Below are 25,049 nucleotides of genomic sequence, written 5' to 3'. Positions count from 1 at the left end.
GGTACGTTCTCGACCGGGTGCCGATCGCGTCCGGCGGGATGGGAACGGTGTGGCGTGGCTATGACCGGAAGCTGAAGCGCGCCGTGGCTCTCAAGGAGCTTCGGTTTCCGGAAGGGCTGAGCGAGTCCGAGCGCGACCGGCAGCGGGCCCGGGTCATGACCGAGGCGCGGGTGGCCGCCCGTCTGGACCACCCCGGCATCGTCTCGGTGTACGACGTCATCGAGGACGACGGTCGGCCGTGGATCGTCATGCGCCTCGTCGCGGGGCGATCCCTGGCGGAGGAGGTCGAGGCGTCAGGGGCGCTGAGTCCGCGCCGAGCGGCCGAGGTGGGATTGCAACTCCTCGACGCGTTGACCGCCGCGCACGCCGAAGGCGTCCTGCACCGGGACGTCAAGCCGCAGAACGTCCTCCTGGACAGCGACGGCAACGCGGTGCTGGGCGATTTCGGGATCGCTCTGCTCGCCGGTGCCACCAGACCCATGACCGAGAGCGGCCTGGTGGTCGGCACTCTGGGCTATGTGGCTCCGGAGCGGCTGGCGGGCGCCGCGCCGGGGCCGGCGTCGGATCTGTGGTCGCTCGGCGCGACGCTGTACTTCGCCGTCGAAGGGCGTCAGGCTTACGACACCGGTGATGTCGTCACCACGATCGCGGCGATCGTGTCCCGCGAGCCGGAGCCGATGCGGCGCGCCGGCCCGCTGGTTCCGGTCATCGCGGGGCTGATGGCCCGCGACGCGGACGCACGTCTGGATGCCTCGGCCGCCAGAGAGCACCTGAGGTCGGCGCTCTCGGGTCGATCAGGCTTCGTCGACGTGACGAAGCGTCTCTCCCATCCGGATGCGCCGAACGGGCCGGTCCTGGACGCGCTGCGGGGACAGGACGTCCCGCCGGTCACGCCGGGTCCCGAACGGTCGTCCGATCGGCTGCTCGTCCGGCGCGGGCGGGTGTGGGCGGGGGCCGGCGTCGCGGCTGTCACGCTCGTCGCCGGCGGGATGGCCGCCGGCATGCTGCTGGCGGGCGAGGGCGGTGCGGCGGGACCCGGCGGGGCACCGAAGACGCCGTCTGCCACTGCATCCGCCACGGCGCAGGAGACCGGCAGGTTCGTGACGGTGCCCGAGGTCTGCCGGTCGGGCCTGTTCAGCGCGGCTCGCGTCGAGGAGCTCGTGTCGAATCCGCGGCCTGGCGTCATGATCAACACCGGTCAGGTGAGCCGATGCGAGTGGAGGTCCGACAGGAAATACATGGTCCAGTCCGAATTACGGGTGAACGTCATGATTCATGGCAGCGCCGGGTCGGCAGCCGCCCTCCTCAAGGAGTCGGCCGGAGCGGCCGACGGACAGGGCGCTGCGACGACGAGTCGCCCCCGGCTCGGGGACGAGGCGGAACTCGTGATCGACGACTCCGACGATCGGGGTGAGGCCCGCATCCGGATCAGCAACCTGACGATCGAGGTCCGCTACAGCGGCGACTTCTTCGACCCGGAGGAGTTCACGGCCTTGGTACGGGAGATCACGGCAACGGCAGAGGCGGGAAGCGGGTAGCGGGGCGGGAGGCGCCGGCTCGGGGTCGCCCCGCCGCCGGGGCCCGGCTGCGCCGCCCGGTGACCGGATTGAGCCCTCTCGCGGGTGAGCATGAAGACACCATGCCCTTTCCCGTACAAAAGGTACGAACCTGCTATCCCGCGCTGGCCGACGGCCACGCCTACCTCGACGGCGCCGCCGGCACGCAGACCCCGCAGGCGGTGATCGACGCCATCGCCGGCGCCTACCGGAGCGGCATCGGCAACGTCGGAGGGGCGTTCCCGGCCAGCCACCGCTCGGTCGCCATCGTGGCCGGCTGCCGGCAGGCCGTCGCGGACCTGGTCGGCGGCCACCCCGACGGCGTGATCCTGGGTCCGAACATGACGACGCTGACCTACCGGCTGGCCGCCGCGCTGGCCAGGCAGTGGGGGCCGGGAGACGAGGTCGTGCTGTCGCGGCTCGACCACGACGCCAACGTGCGGCCGTGGACGCAGACCGGCGTGACCGTCCGCTGGGCCGAGGTCGACCCGGTGACCGGGGAACTGCCGGTGGAGCAGTACGCGGAGCTGATCGGCGAGCGGACACGGCTGGTGGCGGTGACCGCGGCCAGCAACGTGCTCGGCACCCGGCCGGACGTGGCGGCGATCTGCGCGCTGGCGCACGCCGCCGGGGCGCTGACGTACGTGGACGGCGTGCACGCCACCGCGCATGGGCCGGTGGACATGCGGGCGCTGGGCGCCGACTGCTACGCCACGAGCGCCTACAAGTGGTCGGGCCCGCACGTCGGCGCCGTGGTGGCGGACCCCGCGCTGCTGGAGCGAATCCATCCGGACAAGCTGGCCTCCTCCCCCGCCACCGTGCCCGAGCGTTTCGAGACCGGCACGGCGGCGTTCGCCGACCTGGCGGGGGCGACGGCCGCCGTGGACCACCTGGCGGGGCTGACGCCCGGGACGGGGACGCGGCGGGAGCGGCTGCTGGCGTCGATGACGGCGGCGGAGGAGCACGAGCTGGAGCTGTTCGCGGCGCTGGTCGCGGGCCTGGAGGCGATGCCGCACGTCACCCTCTACGGCAAGCCGGCGCGGCGGACCGCGACCGCGTACTTCACCGTGGCCGGGCTCACGCCGCGTCAGGTGGCCGAGCGGCTCGCCGCCCGGCGCGTGAACGTGTGGAACGGCCACAACTACGCCTGGGAGCTGACCGCGGCGCTGGGCATCCGCGACGCGGGCAGCGCGGTGCGGGCCGGCCTCGTCCACTACAACGACCGGGAGGACGTCGACCGCCTGCTGGACGGCGTGGCCGCGCTGCAGCCGTGACCACCCCGCCGCTCAGGCGGACGGGCGGAAGGCGTCGGCGTGCTCGCGGGCCCAGGTGGTGAAGTCGCGGGCGGGGTGGCCGGTGAGCCGCTCGACGGTGCCGGTGATGGGGGCGGGCCTGTCCACGTTCGCCTCCCACCAGTCGAGCAGCGCGTCGGCGTGCGGGCCGGCGATGTAGTCGGCCATCTCCTCCTTCCACCGCTCCCTGCTGACCTGCTCGACGGCGATAGGAGTGCCCGTCACCGCGGCCAGGATGTCGATCTGCTCGGCGAAGGTGACGGACGCCGGGCCGGTGAGCGTGTGGGGCGTGCCGGGCGCGCCGGGGTTCGTCAGCACGGCGAAGGCCACGTCGGCGACGTCGGCCTCGTGGATGGGGTCGTTGTGCGAGTCCGGGTACGGCAGGCTGACCGGCCGCCCGGCCTTGACGGGCCACGACCAGGCCAGGGCGTTGGAGGAGAACGAGCCGGGCCGCAGCAGCGTGGCCGGGACCGGGCCGGCGAGCAGGGCCCGCTCGGCGTCGAGGTGCGACTTGGCCAGCGGGCTGTCGTCGGCGCGGGGGTCGAGGACGGCGGCCGACGACAGCAGCACGAGGTGCTCGGCGCCGGCCTCGGCGGCGGCATTCGCGAAGGCCGCCGCGCCGGTGGGCTCGGCGTAGACGAAGGCGGCGGTGACGCCCTTGAGCGCGGCCGGGAAGGTGGCGGGGTCGGCCAGGTCGCAGACGACCTCGGCGGCGCCGGGTGACGAGGAGGCCGTCCTGACCTCCTGGCCGGCCTCGCGCAGCAGGCCGATGAGGTGCCGGGCTACGCCGCCGCGGGCGCCGGTGACGAGAATGGACATGGTTGTTCCTTCACAAATATGTGTGTGACGAATATTGTGTGTCACGCACATGATTCGCGGCAGGAGAGGGCATTGTCAAACCGGCGGGAGCTGCGGGAGCGGATCATCGCGGAGAGCCAGCGCAACTACGCGGCATACGTGCTGTTCAACCAGGCCATGGCCGACCGGCTCGGCCTACATCCCACCGACCTGCAGTGCGTGGCCCTGCTGGACCTGGAGACCGCTCCGGTGACCACCGGCCACATCGCCCGGCTCACCGGGCTGACCCCCGGTTCGGCGTCCCGCCTGGTCGACCGGCTGGAGAAGGCGGGGCTGGCGGTGCGGGAGGCCGACCCGGCCGACCGCAGGCGGGCCCTGGTGTCGCTGGCGCCGGGCGTTCGGGAGCGGATCGGCCAGGCCTGGGACGAGCCCGGCTCGGCCTACGAGAAGGTGCTGGGCGACTACTCCGAGGCGGAGCTGGAGCTCATCGCCGGCTTCCTGCGGCGCACCACCGAGGTCGGCCTCGCCCAGGCCGAACGGCTCGGAGCCGGGAACCGGTGACCGGCCCCTGCGACGTGACACCCGCCCCGGCTCGGCCGCCCGAGAGAGTCAGGGCCGGGCCGGGCGGGAGAGCGCCGTTAGGATCGGCGGGGTGAGCCTGCCCGCCGTACCCGACCTGGCGGCGCCGCCCGTCGAGCCGGCCCGCGACCCCTACCACGTCTACCTCGACTCCCTCACCAGCCCCGAATCGCGCCGCACCATGCGCGGATGCCTGGACCGGCTCGCCCGCCTGCTGACCGGCGACGAGACGGCCACCGGGGCCGGCCAGCCGTGGCACCTGCTGCGCTACGAGCACACGGTGCGCATCCGCACCATGCTCACCGAGCAGGGGTGGTCGGCCGCGTACGTCAACAAGCACATCGTGGCGCTGCGCCGGGTGCTGAAGGAGGCGTGGCGGCTCGGGCAGACCAGCGCCGAGGACTACGCCCGCGCCTCCGACCTGGCGCCGGTGCGGCAGAGCCGGCTGCCGGCCGGACAGCACGTCCCGCCGGAGGTGGTGGGCGCGGCGCTGGCCGCCTGCGACGACTCCCCGGCCGGGGTGCGCGACGCGGCCCTGATCGCGGTGCTGTACTCGACGGGCTGCCGCCGGGCCGAGATCGGCGGGCTCGCCCTGACCGACTACGACCCGGGCGCCCGGTCGCTGCGCGTTCGCGGCAAGCGCGACAAGGAGCGCCTGGTCTACCTGACCGCCGACGCGATCGGGCTGGTGGAGCGGTGGCTCGCGGTGCGCGGCGCGACGCCGGGCGCTCTGTTCAGCCCGGTCAGCAGGGCCGGCCGGGTCCGGGTGCGCGACGGCCGCCCGGTGGGGCTGACGGGGCAGGGCATCGCCGACATCCTGGCGCGGCGGCTCGGCGCGGCGGGCGCGTCGCGGCGGACGGCGCACGACTTCCGCCGGACGTTCATCGGCGAGCTGCTGGACGCGGGCGTCGACCTGGCGACCGCGCAGGCCCTGGTGGGCCACTCGTCTCCGGCCACCACGGCGCGTTACGACCGCCGCCCGGAGAAGACCCGCCGCGAGGCCGTCGACCGCATCCGCCTGCCCGCCCCCCGTCCTCTCGCGTAGGTGGCCGCTAGGTGGCCGCCCGCCCCCGCGCGGGGCGGCCGGCCCGGCGGTAGTCGCCGGGCGTGGTGCCGTACCACTGCTTGAAGGCCAGGTGGAAGCCGACGTCGGAGCGGTAGCCGACGCGTCGGGCGATGGCGTGGTGCGGCAGCGGGGTCTCCGCCAGCAGCCGCGCCGCCTCCTGCATCCGCCGCGCGGTCAGGTGGCGCATCGGCGCCTCGCCCACCAGTTCGCGGAAGGTCGCCGCGAACGCCGAGCGCGACAGTCCCGCCTCGGCGGCGAGCCGGTCCAGCGTCCACGGTTCGGCGAACCTGCGCTGCACCGCCAGCAGCGCCGCTCCCACGGCCGGGTGGCGCAGCGCCCGCAGCACCGGCTCGGTGGCGGCCAGGCCGCCCAGCGCCGCCCGCAGCGCCAGCACGAAGGCCAGCTCGAACGCCCGCAGGGCCACCAGCGCCTGGCCGGGCGCCGTCTCGTCCCACTCCGCCGTGAGGCCGGCCAGCGTGCCGGCCAGCAGCGGCTGCCCCGCCAGCGCGGCCCGGTCGAGGACGAGCACGGGCGGCAGCGCCCGGTACAGGGGAGCCGCGGCGGCCGCGGCGTAGTGCAGGCCGCCGCAGAGCATCGTGGTCTCCGCCCCGGGGCCGTCGATCCGGACGGTGCCCGCCACGCCGGGCGGCCGGGCGGGCAGCAGGCTCGCCAGCGGCACGGTGGCCCGGCCGGGCGCGTCGGCCAGCCGGTGGGCGGTCCCGTGCGGGAAGACGGCCAGGTCGCCGGCCGCCAGCCGCACCGGGTCGTGACCGGGCAGCTCGACCGTGCACGTCCCGGCCTGCACGTAGTGGACGAGGGCGCAGTCCTCGCCCTCGCCCGCCACACCCCAGGGGGCCCGGGCCGTCCAGCGGCTGTGGAAGACGCCCTCCAGCCGCAGCGGCGCGAGGAGCTCGCTCAGCAGATCCTCACTCATGGACGATCCTTAAAGATTCGCGGACCCGGCCTTATGGAGCGTACCGGCCGCGCCGCGCAGGCTGGGAGCATGAGAGTTCTGGTGTTCGGCGCCGGCGGCGCCCAGGGCGGGGCCGTGGCCCGGCGGCTGGTGGACGAGGGGCACGCGGTGCGGGGGCTGTCCCGGACGGGGGCCGCGCCCGAGGGGGTGGAGCCGTTCCGGGCGGATCTGGGGGACGCCGGGCGGGTCGCGGCGGCGTTCGCGGAGGTGACGCACGCCTCGGTGATGCTGCCGCTGGAGTTCGAGCCGGACCGGGTCGCCGCCTACGTGCGGCACGTGGTGGACGCGGCGACGAGGGCCGGGGTGCGGCGGCTGGTGTTCTGCACGGGCAACCGGCTGCCGGTGGCCGAGACGGGCGTGGCGGCGTTCGAGACGCGGCGGGCCGCGGCGCGGGCGGTGCTGGGGTCACCGGTGCCGGCGGTGGTGCTGTGCCCGCCGCTGTACCTGGAGAACCTGGCGGCGCCGTGGGTGCGGGAGGGGCTGGCCGCCGAAGGGGTGCTGCGCTACCCGATGCCGGCGGACGTGCCCGTGGCCTGGCTGAGCCACGCCGACCTGGCCGCCGCCACCCTGGCCGCGCTCACCGGCGACGGGCTGGAGGGCACCGCCCTGGACCTCGGCGGGGAACCGGTGACGGGGCCGGAGCTGGCGTCGGCCTTCGGGGCCCGGTACGAGGAGGCGGACGTGGACGCCTTCGAGGCGGGGCTGGCCGCCGCGGCGGGGCCGCGGACGGCCGCGGGGGTCGCGTCGACGTACCGGTGGATCGCCGCGCGGGGACGGGACCTGTACGCGGCTCCGTCCGGAGGCGCGAAGCGGCTCGGCATCGCGGTGACGTCGCCGGCCGCCTGGGCGTCCGCCCTGCCCCGGGCGTCCCGATGACGGCCCGGCCAGACGCCCCGACGGGCGTCACAGAGGCGGGCGTCACGGAGGCGGGCGTCACAGAGGCGGGCGTCACGGAGGCGGGCGTCACGGAGGCGGGCGTCACGGAGGCGGGCGTCACGGAGGCGGTGCGGGCAGAGGTGGTGCGGGCGGAGGTGGTGCGGGCAGAGGTGGTGCGGGCGGAGGTGGTGCGGGCGGAGGTGGTGCGGCATCACCAGGTCATCGAGCGGTGGCTGGCCGGGACGGCGCCGCGGGCGTCGTTCGGGCGGTTCGCCGACGCGCACGCGCCCGGCTTCACGCTGGCCGGCCCGGACGGGCGGCTCCTGTCGCGGGCCGAGGTGCTCGCCGAGGTGGCGGCCGCGTACGGGCGCGTGCCGGGCGCGCGGATCGAGATCCGCGCCGTCACCGTGGTGGCCACGGCGCCGGGCCTCGTCGTCGCCCGCTACGACGAGTGGCAGCACGCCGCGGGCCGCCGCGCCACGGTCGTCCTGGAGCGGGGCCGGGCCGGGCTGCGCTGGCTGCACCTGCACGAGACCTGGCTGACCGGCTGAGCAGGCGGGCGCGCCCCCGGCTCAGCGGTCGAGGAGGGCGAAGGCGTGCTCGGCTGCGCGGATCGCCTCCGGCTCGACCTCGGCCAGGGGCCGCCCGGCGGCGATCGCCGCCCAGTTGCGGCGGGCCAGGACCCGCTGGACCGTCAGCACCTGTCCCGCCAGCAGGTCGGCCGTGAGCTCGTCGGTGGTCTCCGCCAGGACCCGGGCCAGGGCCCGCTCATCGTCGGCCATGTGCTGGAGCAGCCGGGCCGCCAGGCTGGGCGTGCCGAACACCATGCGGTGGAAGGCCACCACCTGCGGCTGGTCGTTCAGCCCGGTGACGGGGTCGTGGCGGGCCAGCCCGTCGAGGAAGTGGCGGCGCAGCGCCTCGACGGGCCGCTCCGCCGCATCGCGGGCCCGCACCACGCGGGCTGCCTCGGCCCGGTGGTCGGCGATGCGGTGCAGCACCAGGTCCTCCTTGGCCGGGAAGTACTTGAACAGCGTCGGCTTGGACACCTGCGCCGCGGCGGCCACCTCGGCGACGCTGACCTCCTCGAACCCGCGCTCCAGGAAGAGGGAGACGGCCGCCGCCGAGATCGCCTCGTGCACCCGCCGCCGCTGCCGTTCGCGTAGTCCCGTCATGCGGCCACTCTAGCAAAGTGTTAACCTGGTCAAAATTTTTACTCGGTTAACGCTTTGGGAGGTTCAGCCGTGGACGGCCTCGACGAGGAGAGGCGGCACGCCGAGCGCTGCCGCGACGGGCTGCGCCGGATGCTCGACGCCGCACGCGACAACGTGATCACCGGCGAGACCGTGGCCGCCGACCGCTACAGCGCCGAACGCCTGGGCAGGCACCTCAAGAGCCTGGCCAAGGAGCTGAGCGAGGAGCCCGACGGCCCGCCGTTCTTCGGCCGGCTGGACTTCGGCCGCGACTCCGCCGACCACGCCGGGCGGGCCTACCACATCGGACGGCGGCACGTCCCCGGCGAGCACGGCGCCCCGCCGCTCGTGGTGGACTGGCGCGCCCCCGTCTCCCGCGCCTTCTACCAGGCCGGCGCGCGCGATCCCCAGGGCGTCGCGGTGCGCCGCCGGTTCGGCTGGTCCGGCGACGCGCTCACCTCGTACGAGGACGAACGGCTGGAGCTGGGCGAGCAGGGCGACAGCCGCATCCTGGCCGCCGAGATCGAGCGGCCCAGGGTGGGCCCCATGCGCGACATCGTCGCCACCATCCAGCCCGAGCAGGACGACCTCGTCCGCGCCGAGGCCGGCCAGTCGATCTGCGTGCAGGGCGCGCCCGGCACCGGCAAGACCGCCGTCGGCCTGCACCGGGCCGCCTACCTGCTGTACGCGCACCGGCAGCGGCTGGAGCGCGGCGGCGTGCTGGTGCTGGGGCCCAACCCGGCGTTCCTCGGCTACATCGCGGCCGTGCTGCCCGCGCTGGGCGAGTCGGGCGTGGCGCAGACCACGCTCGAACGGCTGCTGGCCACGGCGTTCCCGGCAGCGGCCGTCACGGCCACCGACGCCCCCGCCGCCGAGGCGGTCAAGCACGACACCCGGATGGCCGAGGTGCTACGCCGCGCCCTGTACGCGCGGATCGCCGAGCCGGACGGGCCGCTGGCGGTGCCCGACGGCTCCTACCGGTGGCGGGTGGGCGAGGACGAGCTGCGCGACGTCGTCGCCGGCACGCTGCGCGACGACCTGCCGTACCTGACCGGACGCGAACGGGTGCGCGCCCGCGTGGTCGAGCTGGTACGCCGCCAGGCCGAGGCCCGCGGCCAGGCGGCGAACGCGGCCTGGGTGCGGCGGATCGGCCGGGGCGTCACCCCGTTCCTGGACGCCGTGTGGCCCGTCGCGCGGCCGGAGGAGGTGCTGTGCGAGGTGCTGTCCCGCCCGCCGGGCGACGGGCCGCTGACCGAGGCGGAGCGACGGGCGATCGCGTGGTCGAGGTCGCCGCGCACGTACCGGGGCGCCGCCTGGTCGCGGGCCGACCTGGTCCTGCTGGACGAGGTCGCGGGGCTGCTGGAGCGGCCGGCCGGGTACGGCCACGTGATCGTGGACGAGGCGCAGGACCTGTCGCCCATGGAGTGCAGGGCGGTGGCCCGGCGCAGCGAGCACGGCTCGCTCACCGTGCTCGGGGACCTGGCGCAGGGCACCACGCCGTGGGCCGCCCGCTCCTGGCCCGAGGTGATGGCGGCGCTGGGCAAGCCGGAGGCGCGGGTCGTGGCGCTGACGACGGGGTTCCGGGTGCCGGCCACGGTGGTGGAGCTGGCGAACCGGCTGCTGGCGGCGCTCGACGCCGACGTGCCCGAGGCGCGGTCGCACCGCCGCGACGGACGGCTGCGGGTCGTCCGCGTGCCGGGCCTGGAGCGGGGCGTCGTCGCGGCGGCGCGCGAGGCGCTGGGCTTCGAGGGGTCGGTCGGGGTGATCGCCGCCGACGACCACGCCGAGGCGCTGCGGGCGGCCCTGTGGGACGGCGGGCTCGATCTCGGCGAGCGGCTGAGCGTGCTCCCCGCGTCGCTGGCCAAGGGGCTGGAGTTCGACCACGTGGTGGTGGCCGAGCCGGCCGCCATCGTCGAGGCGGAGCGACGCGGCCTCAATCGGCTGTACGTGGCGCTCACCCGCGCCGTCTCCCGCCTCGACGTGGTGCACGCCCGGCCGCTGCCCGCCGAGCTCGGGGCCCCCGACCCGGCGCGTGTCTGAAACTTTCACCACCTGTCAAGAGAGCTGTCATGCCCTGGCCTGCGGCGACGTCACCGGCGGCGGCGCGGGCGGGCAGGCGGCTTTGACGGCAAGGAAAGCGCTTTCCTACGGTTGCGGCGTCCACGTGTTCCACCCCCACCCATCCCCACGGGAGGAATCCAGCGATGCGCGCACCACGACGTACCCTGATCACCGGCCTGACCGCCGCCCTCACCCTGACCGGCGCGCTGTGGCCCGCCGCCGCCACGACGCGGCAGGCCGCGGCCGACACGACCCCGCTCGGCTGGGCCACCCAGGGCGGCGGCACGACCGGCGGCGGCTCCACCCCGCCCACCACGGTCAGCTCGTCCTCGGCGCTGTCCAGCGCCCTGTCATCCGGCTCCCCCGCCGTCATCCGGGTGTCCGGGACGATCTCCTGCTCCGGCATGCTCCGGGTCGCCTCCGACAAGACCGTCATCGGCAACTCCGGCGCGACGATCTCCGGGTGCGGATTCAACGTCTCCCGCGCGTCCAACGTGATCATCCGCAACCTCACCTTCCGCGGCTGGAACGACGACGCGATCAACGTGCAGTACTCCACCCGCGTGTGGATCGACCACAACACCTTCACCGACGGCAACGACGGCGCGGTGGACGTCAAGCGCGCCAGCGACTACGTCACCGTCTCCTGGAACAGGGTCCACGACCACGACAAGTCCATGCTGCTCGGCCACAGCGACGGCAACGGCTCGGAGGACCGCGGCAAGCTGAGGGTGACCTACCACCACAACTGGTTCGACGGCTCCAACCAGCGCCACCCGCGCGTCCGCTTCGGCAACCCGGTGCACGTCTTCAACAACTTCTACGCCGACAACGGCGGCTACGGCGTCGCCTCCACACAGGAGGCGGGCGTCCTGGTCGAGGCCAACTCCTTCGAGAACGTCGACGACCCCTACCACCGCGGCGAGGGCAGCTCCCCCGCCGGCGCCCTGGTGGCCCGCGACAACCTCCTCGTCAACTCCGGGAGCGGCGACGCCGGCGGCAGCGTCAAGCCGATCCCGTACCCGTACCGGCTCGACGCGCCCGCGGCCGTCAAGTCGATCGTGACGAGCGGCGCGGGAGCGGGCCGCGTGTCCCTCTGATCGCCCACCCCGGTCTCCGCCGGTTCCTCCGTGGCGAAGAACCGGCGGTGCGCCCCAGGGCGTCGCCGAGGCGCCCGGCCCGCCGGCGGCTCCGCCCAGCACGTCGATCCTCGCCGGTCGCACGAAATCGCCGTCCCGCGCCGAGGCGGCCCGCCTGGCCGTGACCTGCGGTTCTCGCCTGTCGCCCAGCCACACCAGGCGAGGACGTGACCGAATCTTTGGGCCGGATGGAATACGGATCACCCGATGTCCGTTAGAGTCGAATGGCCGATGTGGTCTGTGTCCCCCGGGCCGCAAATTACCGCCTTCACGGAATACCGTTCGGCTGGAGCCGTGTTGTGCATCTCGCCGAGGAGGCGACCGCCACATCGGCCTCAACGCTTTTCCCAGGCGCTCCGGCTCCGGCCGGGGCGCCTGCTCTATGGTGGGGTGGCCGTCCGACGACCCTCCCAGGAGAGCCCGTTGCTGTACCAAGTGGTCAAGTTCGCCGCGACACCGCTCGCCCACATGATGTGCCGCCCGCACATCTCCGGGGCGGCCCACGTGCCGAGGACGGGTCCGGCGATCCTGGCCGCCAACCACCTGTCCGTGCTCGACTCGTTCCTGCTGCCCGCGCTGCTGCCCCGGCACGTCACGTTCGCCGCCAAGAACGAGTACTTCAACGGCAACCCGGTCTCCGGCTGGCTGATGCGGCTCGGCGGCAGCCTGCCGACCGACCGCGAGAGCGCCCACGCCGCGCAGGCCATGCTCGACGCGGCGGCGGACCTGCTGGAGCGGGGAGAGCTGTTCGGCATCCACCCCGAGGGCACCCGCTCCCCCGACGGCCGCCTCTACCGCGGCAAGATCGGCGTGGCCTGGCTGGCGCTCAAGACCGGCGCCCCGGTGCTGCCAGTCGCGCTCGAGGGCACCGAGAAGGTGCTCCCCGTCGGCGCCTCGGTCCCCCGGCCGGCCCGGATCGGCATCACGATCGGCGCGCCGCTGACCTTCGAGGGCGACCACCGCGACGCCCGCGCCCGCCGTCGCGTCACCGACGACATCATGGCCGCCATCCAGAAGCTGTCCGGCCAGGAGTACGTCCCGACCTACGCGGCGAGTTTCAAGGCGGCGCAGGGGATGCCCTAGCCTTGGCCGGGCTCTGAGATCCTGTCCAGCGAGCGCTGCCGACCAATCAGGGGGCTGACAGTGGCGCGTGGCCGTACCATCATGATCGTCTCGGGCATCACCGTGCTGGTGGCGGGGGCCGCCGGCGGTGGCGCCTACTGGCTGCTGCACACGAGGGGGTCACCCACCGAGACGGCGCAGCGCTTCGCCGCCGCCTGGGAGCGGGGCGACACCACGGCGATGAGCGCCCAACTGGCCGCGCCGCAGGCGCTCACCGCGTACGAGCAGATGCGCACCGGCCTCGGCGTGGAGTCGACGAAGGTGCGGCTGGGCCGGGCCACCGAGACCGACGGCCGGGCCAGCGTCCCCTACACGGCGACGCTCACGCTGAAGAACCTCGGCTCGTGGACCTACCAGGGAGATCTCGACCTGGCGGTGACCGACCGCACCTGGAAGGTGGCCTGGACGCCTGCCGCGCTGCACCCGTCACTGACCTCGGGCACGACGTTCACGCTGAGGACGCGATGGCCGGAGCGGGCCGCGATCACCGACGCCGAGGGCGACCGCATCGACACCGGCACCGCCGGCGGGTCGGTGCAGCAGCTCGTCGGCTACCTCGACAAGGCGACCAAGAAGGACGTCGCCCGGCTCGGCTCCGCCTACCGGCCCGGACAGGCGATCGGCCGGGGCGGGCTGCAGGAGACGTTCCAGAAGCGGCTCGCGGGCACGCCGACGACCGAGATCCAGTCCGGCGGCAAGACGCTGCACAGGATCAAGGGCGCCACCGGCGAGCCGGTGCGGACGACCCTCGACCCGGAGGTCCAGGCGGCAGCCGTGGCCGCGGTGAAGGACGTCGACAAACCCGCCTCCCTGGTGGCGATCGAGCCGGGCAGCGGCGAGATCCTGGCCGTGGTCAACAACCGGGGCGGCTTCAACCGGGCGCTCGACGGCCGCTACGCGCCCGGCTCGACGTTCAAGGCCGTCACCGCGATCGGGCTGCTGGCCGACGGGATGTCGCCGCGCGACACGGTGACGTGCCCCAAGTACGCGACCGTGGGCGGGCTGCGGATCCGCAACTCCGAGCGGGCGGAGTTCGGCTCGCTGTCGTTCCTCGACTCCTTCGCCCACTCGTGCAACACCACGTTCGCGCCGCTGGCCCAGCAGCGCCTCGGGGCGGCCAAGCTGCTGGAGACGGCCGAACAGGTGGGCTTCAACCAGCCGCTGTCCATCGGGGTCCCGGCGACCAAGGCCAGCCTGCCCCGCGCGACGTCCGACGCCGAGCTGGCGGCCGAGTCGTTCGGGCAGGCCAAGATCACCGCGAGTCCGCTGTCGATGGCGTCGGTGGCGGCCGCGATCGCCGACGGCACCTGGCGCCCGCCCACGCTGGTGCCCGGCCTGGAGCAGAAGGCGGCCGAGCGGCCGCTGCCCGACGGTGTCAAGGACGACCTGCACGCGATGATGGCGGCCGTGGTGACCAAGGGGACGGCCAAGGCCGCCGGCCTGCCGGCGGGGACCCGCGGCAAGACCGGCACGGCCGAGTACGGCTCGGGCGAGAAGCTCGACTCGCACGCCTGGTTCATGGGCTTCAGGGGCGACGTGGCGTTCGCGGTCGTGGTCGAGGGGGGCGGCGGGGGCGGCAAGGTCGCCGCCCCGATCGCGGCCGACTTCCTCCGCGGCCTGCCCGCGACGTAGGGAGCGGACCACCGAAGCCCCGCCCGGAAGACCGGGCGAAGCAGCGAACGGGCGGCGGGCCCGGACGCGGGCCGGGACGCGGACAGCGGCGAACGGGCGGGGCGGCGACCGCTGCGAGAGCAACCTTCGGGGACGAAACCTATAACTTCATGTTTAAGTTTTCTCCAAGCGGAGATCTATGAGAGGGAGAACGCCTTCGCCCTCCGCCCGCCCAGCCGAAAGGAGAGCCGCGATGCTCCCCACCGGCACGCCCGCCACCCCGTCGGCCGACGTGGCACTCCGCACCTCCGTGGGCACCTACCCGACCTACGAGCAGGCCCGGGAGGCGGTGCGCTTCCTGGCCGGCAACGACTTCCCCGTGCAGCGGGTCTCCATCGTGGGCGCCGACCTGAGAACAGTGGAAACGATCATGGGCAGGCTCACCCGCGCTCGCGCGGCCGGCGCCGGGGCCGTCACGGGGGCCTGGTTCGGCCTGCTGGCCGGGTTGCTGCTGGGCCTGATCACCCCCGGCGCCGTGCTGCCGGCCATGGCGGTGGGCGGGCTGCTCTACGGCGCGGTCTTCGGGGCACTCTTCGCCCTCGGCACCCGGCTGGCCACGCGGGGGCGCGGCGACCTGGTGTCGTGCAGCACGATCGTGGCCGACCGCTACGAGGTGCTCACCGACCACGCCGTGGCGGAGGACGCACGCAACCTGCTCATCAAGCACGGGTGGCGTACGACCTGAACGGTGGGGCGGGACGACGAGCCAGAGAGAGGCGGCTCAGAGAGTGGACGGCTCAAAGAGTGGACGGCTCAAAGAGTGGACGGCTCAGAGAGTGGGCAGCTCAGAGAGTGGCGGCCAGGGCCAGGCCGGCGGCCTCCTGACGCAGGACCATGATGAGCAAGGTCGCGATCAACGTCGCGATGAGCAGCCAGCTCACCAGGATGATGACGGTCGAGCGGCGTGGCATGCGCCGAGGCCCGGCGACGCCGGAGGCCTGCGCCTCACTGCGCCGCGCCCGCTCGTTGAACGACTCAAGTCGCGCCACGAGACGTGGATCGTCGTCGACGAGGTGACGCTCGATCTGGGCCAGCATCCTCTCCTCGTCCTGCGACCAGGCCATAGATGCACCTCCGGAACGCAAGCTCTGTGCGGGGTTTCTGCCCAACCCTGAAGATCATTAGCCGCCGCCTGGTGAGGTAATTGCAGCCTCTTTCCCTTTGCGATCACGGTCGAATGCCTGTTCTAATAAGGCATGCGTTGGGACAATCTGCGCCTTGAGGGCACTGATCAGGACGATCCGGTCGTGCCGCTGTTCGCACGCGGCGCGGTGGCCCGGACGTTCGACACCCCCGAGTTCCGGGGCACGACCTTCTACGAGATCCACGCACGGTCGATCATCAACCGGGTCCCGGCGGGGAGCCACGTCCCGTTCGGCCACACCATCAACCCCTATCGGGGCTGCGGGCATCGCTGCCTCTACTGCTTCGCCCGGGCCACCCACCGCTACCTCGACCTCGACGCCGGGGCCGACTTCGACTCCAAGATCATCGTGAAGGTCAACGCGGCCGAGCTGACCCGCAAGGAGTTGGCCTCGCCCCGCTGGCGCGGGGAGCACGTGGCCATGGGCACCAACGTCGACTGCTACCAGCGGGCCGAGGGCCGCTACGGGCTCATGCGCGGCGTCCTGGCGGCCCTGCGCGACGCCGCCAACCCCTTCTCCATCCTCACCAAGGGCACCCTCATCCTGCGAGACCTCGACCTGCTCACCGAGGCGGCCGGCGTCACCGAGGTGGCCACCAACGTCTCGGCGGGCTTCCTCGACCCCGACGCCTGGCGCTCGACCGAGCCCGGCACCCCGCACCCGGCCAGGCGCCTGGAGACCTGCGCCACGCTCAACGACCACGGCGTGCCGTGCGGGGTGCTCATGGCGCCGATCCTGCCCTACCTCACCGACTCCCCCGGCGAGCTCGAACGCACGGTCAAGGAGATCGCCGAGGCGGGCGCCACCCACGTCACGCCCATCGTGCTGCACCTGCGTCCCGGCGCACGCGAGTGGTGGCTGGCGTGGCTGTCCCGCGAGCATCCGCGCCTGTTGCCGCGCTACCTGGAGCTGTACGGCAGGGGCGCCTACGCTCCCCGGGCCTACGAGCAGCGCGTGACGGGCCTGGTCAGGGAGCTGGCCGAGCGCCATGGCATGGGCCGGGCCACCCCGGCGCGGGCCCGCCGCCTCCCGGCCCGGCCGGCCGCTCCACCGTCCGCACCCCGACCCGCGCCTTTGCCCGCCGGGCCCGAGCAGCTCACCCTGCTGTAGATCGCCATGTAACTAATGGCACTATGTCGGTTTTCAGTGCCAAATGGGTACTAAGCGGCTTAGTGTGCCGAAGAGGCATGCATGGTTCATACGGGGGGTATAGCCATGTCCGATACCAAGAAGAAACCGGCCGCCAAGTCCGGCAAGGCCAAGAAGCAGGCGATCAAGACCGGCCGCCAGGCCAAGGACGCCAAGAAGGAAGCCGGCAAGCCGGACCAGGCGTGACACCCCGCCTGAGCCGGTGACCTGGGCGGGCGGCGCGGCCGCCGCCCGCCTCTCACCCGCCTTTCGCGCCGCCGCGCGAGACTCGTCTCGATCAAGATGCAACCTTAAGACCATTTATCGCGTCTAAAGATCATAGGTGGGGATAGTGCCACGGGGATGCACGGTGCACTCCACCTCAACGAGACAGTGTGCCGATGGTGAGGTGTGTCCTCATCGTCGGCCAAGCGTGTTTACGACACTTGACGCCAAGGGGGATCCCACAGGTGCGCGCACTGGCACGCAAGGGCAAGTCGGCGATGGTCCGGTTGTACCGGGGGTACAACCGGCGCAAGGCGCGCAACGCGCCGCCCCCCTCCGCCGACCGGGTCCGCATCCTGCTGCTCCACGCCAACGGCATGGGCGGCACGATCCGTACCGTGTTCAATCTCGCCAGCTACCTGGCGCGCGACCGGGACGTGGAGATCGTGTCCATCCTCAAGGAGGCCGAGGAGCCGTTCTTCCCGATCGACCCCCGGGTCAGGTTCCGCTTCCTGGACGACCGGCTCAACCCCAGCTCGGACCCGCTGCGGGCGATGCTGTCGAAGATGCCGAGCAAACTGATCCCCCAGGAGGAGACGGCCTACCACCGGTTCAACCTGTGGACCGACCTCAAGCTGGCGCGTTACATCCGCTCACTGGACGGCGGGGTGCTCATGGCCACCCGGCCGGGGCTCAACCTCGCCATGGCGCAGCTCGCGCCGCCCGGCGTCATCACGGTCGGACAGGAGCACGTCGCCCTGCGCACCCAGGCCGAGCCGATGCAGGAGCTCATCAAGTGGCGCTACCGCCGCATGGACGCCCTCGTCACCCTCACCAAGGCTGACCTGCGCGACTACCGCGACACCCTGCCCAAGAAGCCGAAGCGGCTCGTCCGCATCCCCAACGCGGTGCCGCCGATGACCGGTGGCGTCGCCACGCTGGACGCCAAGGTCGCCATCGCGGTGGGCCGGATGACCCGGATCAAGGGCTTCCACCGCCTCATCACCGCCTGGGAGCAGGTCGCCCAGGCGCATCCCGACTGGCAGCTGCGCATCTTCGGTGCGGGCCCGCAGGAGGACAACCTGCGCACCCAGATCGCCGAGGCCGGCCTGGAGGGCAAGGTGGTCCTGCCCGGCGCCACCACCGACGTGGGCGCCGAGCTGGAGCGGGCCTCCATCTACGTGCTCAGCTCCCGGCACGAGGGCTTCCCCATGACCATCCTCGAGGCCATGGCCAAGGGGCTGTCGATCGTGAGCTTCAACAGCCCGCACGGGCCCAAGGAGATGATCACCGACGAGGTCGACGGTCTCCTGGTCAAGCCGCGCACCAACGCCAACCTCGCCGCCGCCATCATCCGCGTCATCGAGGACGAGGAGCTGCGGCGGCGGCTGGCGGCCGGCGCGCTGGAGACCGCCCGCACCTATGACCTCGACGCCGTCGGCGCGCGCTGGGACGCCCTGCTGGACGAGCTGGTCGCCCGCCGCAACGGCACCTATGTCCGGCCCCAGCCGGCCGGCGGGTCTGAGACGGCCGGTTCGCGGCCGTCCGGCGGCCCTGAGACGGCCGGCCGGCAGAGGACCGGCGGTCCTGAGACGGCCGGCGGCCCTTCGAGGGCCGACCGCTCGACCGGCTCGGCGATGACGTCGGCCAGCGCGCCGTCGCGGTAGGCGGTGATCGGCGGCGGCGGGCCGGGCGCGCGAGACAGGGTCACGGGTCGGCGGTGAACACGACGTCCACCCAGTAGTTGCTGGCCTGGTAGCTGCCGGTGGGGAAGCTGTTGGCCGCCCCGTACCGGTACACCCCGTTGCCGCCCACCGCGCCGCTGTCCGGCGCGACGAGCGGTCCGTTGGCGTACGGGGCGGAGAAGTACGACCTGTTCAGCGCGTAGAACCCCGACGTGGTGTGGTAGGAGACCACGTACGTGGTGTTCGCGTTGATCGCCACGGGCGTCGCGAAGTCCATCCGCTGCCAGCCGCTCGCCGTCTCGCCGCTGAACGTCACCGACGCCAGCGGCTGGCCGTCGGCCGTCCACAGGCTGCCGGTGTGCGTGCCGGTGTTCTGGGCTCCCTTGAAGAACTTGACGCCCCGCACCGTCCCGCTCGTCGTCGCCCTGAACTTCAGGCCCAGCGTCACCGCTCTCGGGTCGTCCGCCGACGGCGTCGCCGGAAGCGTCGCGTCGCTCCACAGGCTGCTCGTCACGGGAGGCTGCCCGGACGGGGTGAACAGGACGTCCACCCAGTAGTTGCTGGCGGCGTACGTCTTGTTGGGAAAGGCGCTGCCCGACGCGTACCGGTAGACGCCGTTGCCGCCGCTCGCCCCGCTGGCCGGGGCGGTGAGGGGGCCGTTCACCACCGGGGCGGTGAAGTAGGAGGTGTTCTGCGAGTACTCGCCCTCGGGGGGCGAAGTACGAGGCGATGTAGGTGGTGCCGGGGCTCACCTGGACCGGGGTGGCGAATCGGGCCTGCTGCCATCCGCTGGCCGTCTCGTCGGTGAAGGTCACCCTGCCCAGCAACTGGCCGCCGCTGGTCCACAGGCTGCCGGTGTGCGTGCCGGTGTTCTCCGGGCCCTTGTAGAACCTGATCCCCGTCACGACGCCGGCGGTCGATGCCTGGAACTTCACGCCGAGCTCGACCGAACGGACGTCGTTCGCCGAGGCCACGGCGGGCACCGCGGACGACGGGAAGATGCTGCACGGGCAGCCGGAGGAGACGGTTCGGGTGGTGGGGGGCGCCTGGATGTTGCCGCTGTCGTCCACCGCCCGCACCATGATCGTCTTTTCGCCGCTGCCCTCGATCGTCCAGGTGGTCTGCCAGTCGGCGCGGCCCGTCGCCTGGCGCCACCGCGCGCCGCCGTCGGTGGACACCTCGACGGCGGCCACGACGCCTCCCCCGGTGTCGGCCGCCGTGCCCCGGACCACGATCGTGCCGGAGCTCACGCTCTCCCCGGCGGCCGGGGTGGTGATCGTGACGGTCGGCGCGACGGTGTCGGTCGACGCGGTGGCCGGCACCAGGCCGGGCTGGAGGCTGGCGGGCTGGGCCCGCATGTCGGCGAGCAGGTTGACCGTCGCCTGCCGCATCCGGACGTCGGTGGGGGTGCCGGGGAAGTCATGGGTGGCGTCCAGGCCCCACGACCACTGCACGGTGCCGGCGCCGAAGACGAGCGCGCCGCTCGGCGCCTTGTACAGCGTCAGGCTGTGCGTCGCCGTGCCCGGGCCGTAGACGGTGCCGAAGTCCTGCAGGTACTTGGACGAGGTGGTCACCGTCGTCCGGGAGAGCCGCACCGTGCCGGGCGGCGTGAAGTCGTCGTCCGGCGCCTCGTCCCACTCGAAGCCGAGCGTCCCCGCGGGGAGCGTCGCGGACTGCCCGGGTTGCAGGGCGGCCACCGAGGTGTTGCGCCAGAACCGCATCGGCCCGTACTCCGCCGGGACGCTCATGGTGTCGTTGACGGGGCCGTTGACCATGAACAGGGTCCCGGTGGCGCGGTTCTCCGGCCGGCCGCCGTCGGACGGCGGCGAGAACCGCGGGTCGCGCCACGTCCCGGTCCACTGGGGACTGGGGTCGATCTTGGCGTTGGCGTGCGTCTCCTTGTAGCACACCAGCGTCCGGAACGGCGTGTCCGTGCCGTCGATGCTCGGCTCCCACCGGGTCTTCCAGAAGACCTCGTTGCCGGAGAGGAACGCCACGTTGACGCCGTCGTCGCGGGCGCTCTCCACGTGGTCCCGCATCTCGTTCGACCAGTATTCGTCGTGGCCGACCGACAGGAACACCCGGTGCTCCACGAGCTCCTGACCGCGGGAGGCGGTGTCCACGCCGGAGAAGTAGCTCACGTCGTAGCCGTTGGCCTCCAGCCAGCGCACCATGGGGTACTCGGCGCTGAAGAAGAAGCTCTCCGGGGCGTCGCTGGTCGTGGTCCCCCGGGTCCGGAACGGCCGGTTGTAGCTGACCTTGTAGGCGCGGCCGACGGGCGAGCCGAAGTAGAGGCTGTTGCCGCCGTACCTGTTGTACGCCTGCCAGGTGGTGTCGGAGGTCTGCAGCAGGATGTCCGATCCGCGGGTGTCGTCGCGCACCACGAAGATGATGTGGCTGGCGCCGGTCGGCCCGTCCTCCCGGACCAGCTTGGCGATGTAGACGCCGGACACGGCGTTCGCGGGCACGGCCCACGACGCCGACACGGCCCAGCGTCCGCAGTCGATCAGCCCCGTCTGCGTCTCGACGGCGCACGCGGGCTGCCGCTGCGGCAGCGCGGCCGACGGCTCGACGGTCGCGATCTTCCGCGCGCCCATCCCGCCGTAGTAACCGATGCGGTAGATGTCCAGGCGATAGTTCGTCGCCACGGTCTCCACCTTGAACCGCACGGTCTCGCCCAGGCCGACGCTCATCTGCGTCGCGTAACCCTGGATGGCGCTGCTGCCCGACCCCACGACGTCCCATTCGCTGGGCGGGTTGCCGGGCTTGTTGTTCTCCTCGCAGATGACGGACACGCCCGCGCACACCGCCGCCTGCGCCGCGACGCCGCCACCCGCGCGGATCTCCCGCTCCTGCCGCCTGGCCCCGTCGGCGGCCAGGGCGGCGAACGCGGCCGCGCCCGCGGTGCGCCCGCCCGGCGGGCGGCTCTCGGCGGCCGCCGCCGGCGGTGGCACCAGGGCCACGCCGGCGGCCAGCACGACGGCGGACCAGATCCGGAACAGCATGCGCCCAGTCACCCCTGCACCCCCATGAAGATCATCGGTACTCGGGGATGGTAGGCAGAACACGGGGCCGCATATCGCCCTGGTGATGAAACGACGGCTCTAGACAGGAAAAGGGCGTGTCGATCCAAGTCGCATACCTATAGCCGGATATATCGGTGCTCGCCAGACGAAGGGCGGAGGTTACCGCAGTACCGCCGGCACGACACCGTGTCGAAGCAGCCGAACCCGGGCATCTCTCTAGAGAGGTGCCCGGTCTCCTCACCCCCGGAGGCGCGCTTGACCACCAAAGACGTCGTCGCCGTGCTGGCCGGAGTCGTCATCCTCGCCGCACTCGCCGGCAAGGGCACCGGCGCGGGCGAGGCCGCCGCCGGGCACACCACCGCCGCCAGCCCGCTCGGCAACGCCGCAGGCACCCTGCCGGGCCTGGCCCCGGTCACCGGCCGCGCCGACCGAGCCGCCGCCCGCGCCCTCATCCAGGACCTGCGCGTGCGGGGACGCGGCCCCAGCACCGGCTACGCCCGCACCCGCTACGGCGACAACTGGGCCGACTCCGCCACCGGCGTCCCCTATGCCCGCAACGGCTGCCGTACCCGCGACGACCTCCTCGCCCGCGACGGGCAGGACGTCGTCTACCGGGACGGCTCGCGGTGCGTGGTGGTCGCCATGCGGCTCGCAGATCCCTACACGGGCAGGACGATCGACTGGAGCAAGAGCGACGCCGACGAGGTCCAGGTCGACCACGTCGTACCGCTCGCCTACGCCTGGCGCATGGGCTCGGCCCGCTGGCCGATGTCCAGGCGGCTCGACTTCGCCAACGACCCGCTCAACCTGCTGCCCGTCGACGGGGCGGCCAACGAGCAGAAGGACGCCTCCGGCCCGGCGAGCTGGCTGCCCCCGCAGCGCCGCGTCCGCTGCGCCTACGTCACCCGCTTCGCGCAGGTGGCGCTCAAGTACGACATGCCCGTCACCAGGCCCGACCGGAACGCCATGCTCGCCCAGTGCCGCTGACCACGGCCGTTCGCGGAGCCCGCGGCGAGCGGGCAGACCGGCCGAGCTGCGACGCTGATGTCAGCGGGGTTCAGCGGACGTCGTCGGGTGTCGGCACGTGTCGGCACGCGGTCGGGCGTCGGCAAAGTGTCGACGCGGGCCGATGCGGGCCGATGCGGGCCGATGCGGTCCGATGCGGTCCGACGCGGTCCGATGCGGTCCGACGCGGTCCGGTGCGGTCCGACGCGGTCCGACGCGGGTCAGCGGGTGTCGGCCCAGTCGAAGCCGCGCGGGAAGGTCAGCCGGGCCAGCGCTCGCTGACCGTCCGCGTTCGGATGGAAGTAGTCCCATCCGCTGATGTGATCGAGGGTGAACCTGAAGCCGAACACCGCGCCCCCGTCGGTGCGGCACGCCTCCCCCAGGGCCGCACACGCCTCGGCGGCCTCCCGGTTGTAGGCCATCACCCGCTCCCGGACCCGGTCGCGCCGCTCCACGTCCGCCCGCTTGACCGACGTCGGCCGGGCCAGCATCGTCTGGCAGATCCGCCCCACCGCCCAGAACGCCCGGGCGAACCCGTTGCCCTTGCCGACCTGCCACAGCCGCCGCAGGTCGGGGATGCTCGCCACGAACACCCGCACGCCGGGCACCCCGTCGCGCAGCGCGGCCAGCGCGTCGTCCAGGCGCCGCCGGTAGGTCTCGACCGGCGTCATCTCCCGTTCGGTGCGCACGCAGGCGTCCTGGGCGCCGATGAGGATCGTCACGTAGCCCGGCTTCAGTTCGATCGCCCGCCGCACCTGGGCCATCAGACCGGCACTGGTCGCGCCCGGCGCCGCCAGGTTGGTGTTGTGGCCCCTGATGCCGCCGTCCAGCCGCAGCAGCCGCCGGTAGTGGCTGTCGACCGGGGCATGGTCGCCGGTCGACCAGGACCGGGACGTGCACGCGACGTACCAGCCGCACCCGTTGTACCCGGCCGAGATCGAGTCTCCCAGCGCCACCATCGTGCCCGGCACCGGCACCCGCGACGACGCGGCCTGCGCCGTTCCGGACCCGGCGAACACCACGACGGCGGCGACCACGGGAGTCAGGTGACTGATCATGCGCCCACGGTAGGGATCGCGCCCGCGCCCCACCATGACGTCACCGCCACAAGGGCCGTTTCCGAACCCACTGCATATCGCCGCTTGACAGTCCGGAGTCGAGGTGGATGCCCCCAATGAGGGCCATATCCTGGATCGGCACGGTATCCGGGCATTCGCGGGGGTCCCAGTCGAACGTGTTCAGTTCCCGCATAGAGTGTCTTGGGTGAGTGTCGCGCTCGGAACAACCCGCCCGCTGCCGGTTCGCACAACCCCTGCGAGCGACCCCGGCGACCTGCTGGCAGCCCTGCCCAGGACCGCGCCGTACGCGTGGGTCCGGCACGGCGAGGGGCTCGTCGGCTGGGGGGAGGCCGCCCGCGTCACGGTCCCGCCAGGGCCGGGCCGGTTCGCCTGGGCGCGCCGGTGGCTCGCCACCGTCCTCGGCGAGGCTCACACCGCCGGCCCGCTCGACGGCCCCGGGCCCGTCGCCTTCGGCACGTTCACCTTCGACGAGGACTCCCCCGGCTCCACCCTCGTCGTCCCGCAGACCGTCCTGTCCCGCCGCGACGGCCGTACCTGGCTCACCACTGTCGGCGAGTCGCAGTTGCACGCCTTCGGCCCGCCGCGCCCGCCCGGCCGCATCCGCTACGGCGACGGCAGCCTGACGGCCCCCGAGTGGGAGCACATCGTCGCCCGCGCCGCCCGCCGCATCCGCGACGGGGAACTGGAGAAGGTGGTGCTCGCCCGCGACCTGCTCGCCACCGCCGAGTATCCGATCGACGTACGCCTCCTGCTGTCCCGCCTCGCGCACCGCTATCCCGACTGCTACACCTTCTCCGTCGCGGGACTCGTCGGCGCCACCCCCGAGTTGCTCGTCCGGCGCACCGGCAAGCAGATCGAGTCGCTGGTGCTCGCGGGCACCACCCCGCGCGGCACCAGCGCCGCCGACGACATAGCCCGCGGCGCAGCCCTGTTCGCCTCCGAGAAGGACCGGCACGAGCACGAGTGCGCCATCGCCTCCGTTCGCCAGACCCTCGCCCCCCTCTGCGCCGAGCTGCACACCCCCGCCGAGCCGGAACTGCTCGTCCTGCCGAACGTCCAGCACCTGGCCAGCCACGTCAGCGGCCGGCTCGCCGACGGCGCGTCCGTCCTGGACGTGGTCGCGGCCATGCATCCCACCGCCGCCGTCGGCGGCACCCCGACCGACACCGCGATCAAGGTGATCCGCGAGCTGGAGGGCATGGACCGCGCCGGTTACGCCGGGCCGGTGGGCTGGATCGACGCCCACGGCGACGGCGAGTGGGGCATCGCCCTGCGCTCCGGACTCATCGACGGCCGCCGCGCCCGGCTCTTCGCCGGCGGCGGCATCATGGGCGACTCCGACCCCGGCTCCGAACTGGCCGAGGCCCAGGCCAAGTTCCGCGTCATGCAGTACGCCCTGGAAGGCTGACCAGCCACAGCACGCTCGCCGCGGC

Annotated in this window: 20 protein-coding genes and 2 pseudogenes; 14 read left to right on the top strand and 8 right to left on the bottom strand. The window is 73.2% G+C overall.

Annotation, left to right across the window (positions count from 1 at the left end):
* Positions 1-17: 17 nt before the first annotated feature.
* Positions 18-1,538 (top strand): serine/threonine-protein kinase, encoded by a 1,521-nt coding sequence (locus ACGF0J_RS16260; protein ID WP_393146362.1) that lies wholly within the window; start codon positions 18-20, stop codon positions 1,536-1,538.
* Positions 1,539-1,639: 101 nt separating this feature from the next.
* On the top strand, positions 1,640-2,830 hold the full coding sequence (locus tag ACGF0J_RS16255; RefSeq protein ID WP_393146360.1) for a cysteine desulfurase-like protein: 1,191 nt from the start codon (positions 1,640-1,642) through the stop codon (positions 2,828-2,830).
* 12 nt (positions 2,831-2,842) lie between these two features.
* Here ACGF0J_RS16255 and ACGF0J_RS16250 read toward each other — a convergent pair whose 3' ends face one another.
* The gene (locus tag ACGF0J_RS16250) at positions 2,843-3,667 is read right to left on the bottom strand and encodes an SDR family oxidoreductase (protein ID WP_393146358.1); all 825 of its coding nucleotides are present in this window, start codon (positions 3,665-3,667) and stop codon (positions 2,843-2,845) included.
* A 72-nt stretch (positions 3,668-3,739) separates the two neighbouring features.
* Between ACGF0J_RS16250 and ACGF0J_RS16245 the strand changes: the two genes are divergently transcribed.
* Complete coding sequence (locus ACGF0J_RS16245) at positions 3,740-4,207, top strand: MarR family winged helix-turn-helix transcriptional regulator (RefSeq protein ID WP_393146356.1); 468 nt, start codon at positions 3,740-3,742, stop codon at positions 4,205-4,207.
* A gap of 91 nt (positions 4,208-4,298) precedes the next feature.
* The gene (locus ACGF0J_RS16240) at positions 4,299-5,270 is read left to right on the top strand and encodes a tyrosine-type recombinase/integrase (RefSeq protein ID WP_393146354.1); all 972 of its coding nucleotides are present in this window, start codon (positions 4,299-4,301) and stop codon (positions 5,268-5,270) included.
* Positions 5,271-5,277: 7 nt separating this feature from the next.
* On the opposite strand, the gene ACGF0J_RS16235 is transcribed toward ACGF0J_RS16240, so the two are convergent.
* Positions 5,278-6,225 carry an AraC family transcriptional regulator gene (locus tag ACGF0J_RS16235; RefSeq protein WP_393146352.1) on the bottom strand — a complete coding sequence of 316 codons (948 nt, stop codon included), beginning with the start codon at positions 6,223-6,225 and terminating at the stop codon, positions 5,278-5,280.
* A gap of 69 nt (positions 6,226-6,294) precedes the next feature.
* Between ACGF0J_RS16235 and ACGF0J_RS16230 the strand changes: the two genes are divergently transcribed.
* Positions 6,295-7,140: an SDR family oxidoreductase gene (locus ACGF0J_RS16230; RefSeq protein WP_393146350.1), complete on the top strand. Its 846-nt coding sequence runs from the start codon at positions 6,295-6,297 to the stop codon at positions 7,138-7,140.
* Between the two features lie 71 nt (positions 7,141-7,211).
* On the opposite strand, the pseudogene ACGF0J_RS16225 reads toward ACGF0J_RS16230, so the two are convergent.
* Both ACGF0J_RS16225 and ACGF0J_RS16220 read right to left on the bottom strand, forming a co-directional pair.
* Positions 7,212-7,352 (bottom strand): annotated as a pseudogene (locus ACGF0J_RS16225) (hypothetical protein); the annotation flags it as partial.
* A 360-nt stretch (positions 7,353-7,712) separates the two neighbouring features.
* Positions 7,713-8,312, bottom strand: a complete 600-nt coding sequence (locus ACGF0J_RS16220; protein ID WP_393146348.1) for a TetR family transcriptional regulator — start codon at positions 8,310-8,312, stop codon at positions 7,713-7,715.
* 69 nt (positions 8,313-8,381) lie between these two features.
* On the opposite strand from ACGF0J_RS16220, the gene ACGF0J_RS16215 reads away from it, so the two are divergent.
* The 5 genes from ACGF0J_RS16215 (at position 8,382) to ACGF0J_RS16195 (ending at position 15,008) form a co-directional block, all read left to right on the top strand.
* Positions 8,382-10,370, top strand: coding sequence for a HelD family protein (locus ACGF0J_RS16215; RefSeq protein WP_393146346.1), 1,989 nt, complete (start codon positions 8,382-8,384; stop codon positions 10,368-10,370).
* 164 nt (positions 10,371-10,534) lie between these two features.
* Positions 10,535-11,491 carry a polysaccharide lyase family 1 protein gene (locus tag ACGF0J_RS16210; RefSeq protein ID WP_393146344.1) on the top strand — a complete coding sequence of 319 codons (957 nt, stop codon included), beginning with the start codon at positions 10,535-10,537 and terminating at the stop codon, positions 11,489-11,491.
* A 462-nt stretch (positions 11,492-11,953) separates the two neighbouring features.
* On the top strand, positions 11,954-12,613 hold the full coding sequence (locus tag ACGF0J_RS16205; RefSeq protein WP_393146342.1) for a lysophospholipid acyltransferase family protein: 660 nt from the start codon (positions 11,954-11,956) through the stop codon (positions 12,611-12,613).
* A 60-nt stretch (positions 12,614-12,673) separates the two neighbouring features.
* The gene (locus ACGF0J_RS16200; RefSeq protein WP_393146340.1) at positions 12,674-14,284 is read left to right on the top strand and encodes a penicillin-binding transpeptidase domain-containing protein; all 1,611 of its coding nucleotides are present in this window, start codon (positions 12,674-12,676) and stop codon (positions 14,282-14,284) included.
* Positions 14,285-14,516: 232 nt separating this feature from the next.
* Entirely contained in the window at positions 14,517-15,008 is a 492-nt protein-coding gene (locus ACGF0J_RS16195; RefSeq protein ID WP_393146338.1) for a general stress protein, read from the top strand.
* 100 nt (positions 15,009-15,108) lie between these two features.
* On the opposite strand, the gene ACGF0J_RS16190 is transcribed toward ACGF0J_RS16195, so the two are convergent.
* A complete protein-coding gene (locus ACGF0J_RS16190; protein ID WP_393146336.1) occupies positions 15,109-15,387 on the bottom strand; it encodes a DUF3040 domain-containing protein in 279 nt (92 codons plus the stop codon).
* A 132-nt stretch (positions 15,388-15,519) separates the two neighbouring features.
* Between ACGF0J_RS16190 and ACGF0J_RS16185 the strand changes: the two genes are divergently transcribed.
* Both ACGF0J_RS16185 and ACGF0J_RS16180 read left to right on the top strand, forming a co-directional pair.
* Entirely contained in the window at positions 15,520-16,578 is a 1,059-nt protein-coding gene (locus ACGF0J_RS16185; RefSeq protein ID WP_393146334.1) for an Rv2578c family radical SAM protein, read from the top strand.
* A gap of 488 nt (positions 16,579-17,066) precedes the next feature.
* Positions 17,067-18,488, top strand: a complete 1,422-nt coding sequence (locus tag ACGF0J_RS16180; protein ID WP_393146332.1) for a glycosyltransferase family 4 protein — start codon at positions 17,067-17,069, stop codon at positions 18,486-18,488.
* A gap of 40 nt (positions 18,489-18,528) precedes the next feature.
* Here the strand turns inward: ACGF0J_RS16180 and ACGF0J_RS16175 are convergent, their stop codons facing one another.
* Together ACGF0J_RS16175 and ACGF0J_RS16170 are read right to left on the bottom strand one after the other, a co-directional pair.
* Positions 18,529-19,170, bottom strand: coding sequence for a DUF4082 domain-containing protein (locus tag ACGF0J_RS16175; RefSeq protein WP_393146611.1), 642 nt, complete (start codon positions 19,168-19,170; stop codon positions 18,529-18,531).
* Between the two features lie 73 nt (positions 19,171-19,243).
* Positions 19,244-21,103: pseudogene (locus tag ACGF0J_RS16170) on the bottom strand (N,N-dimethylformamidase beta subunit family domain-containing protein); the annotation flags it as partial.
* A 684-nt stretch (positions 21,104-21,787) separates the two neighbouring features.
* Between ACGF0J_RS16170 and ACGF0J_RS16165 the strand changes: the two are divergent.
* Entirely contained in the window at positions 21,788-22,519 is a 732-nt protein-coding gene (locus ACGF0J_RS16165) for an HNH endonuclease family protein (RefSeq protein ID WP_393146330.1), read from the top strand.
* A 239-nt stretch (positions 22,520-22,758) separates the two neighbouring features.
* On the opposite strand, the gene ACGF0J_RS16160 is transcribed toward ACGF0J_RS16165, so the two are convergent.
* A complete protein-coding gene (locus tag ACGF0J_RS16160) occupies positions 22,759-23,595 on the bottom strand; it encodes an SGNH/GDSL hydrolase family protein (RefSeq protein WP_393146328.1) in 837 nt (278 codons plus the stop codon).
* Positions 23,596-23,800: 205 nt separating this feature from the next.
* Between ACGF0J_RS16160 and ACGF0J_RS16155 the strand changes: the two genes are divergently transcribed.
* Entirely contained in the window at positions 23,801-25,024 is a 1,224-nt protein-coding gene (locus ACGF0J_RS16155; RefSeq protein WP_393146326.1) for an isochorismate synthase MenF, read from the top strand.
* The last annotated feature ends 25 nt before the right edge of the window (positions 25,025-25,049 follow it).

This window comes from Nonomuraea sp. NPDC047897, assembly GCF_043204415.1.
GTDB lineage: Bacteria > Actinomycetota > Actinomycetes > Streptosporangiales > Streptosporangiaceae > Nonomuraea.
This window is presented reverse-complemented; position numbering and strand designations above follow the sequence as displayed.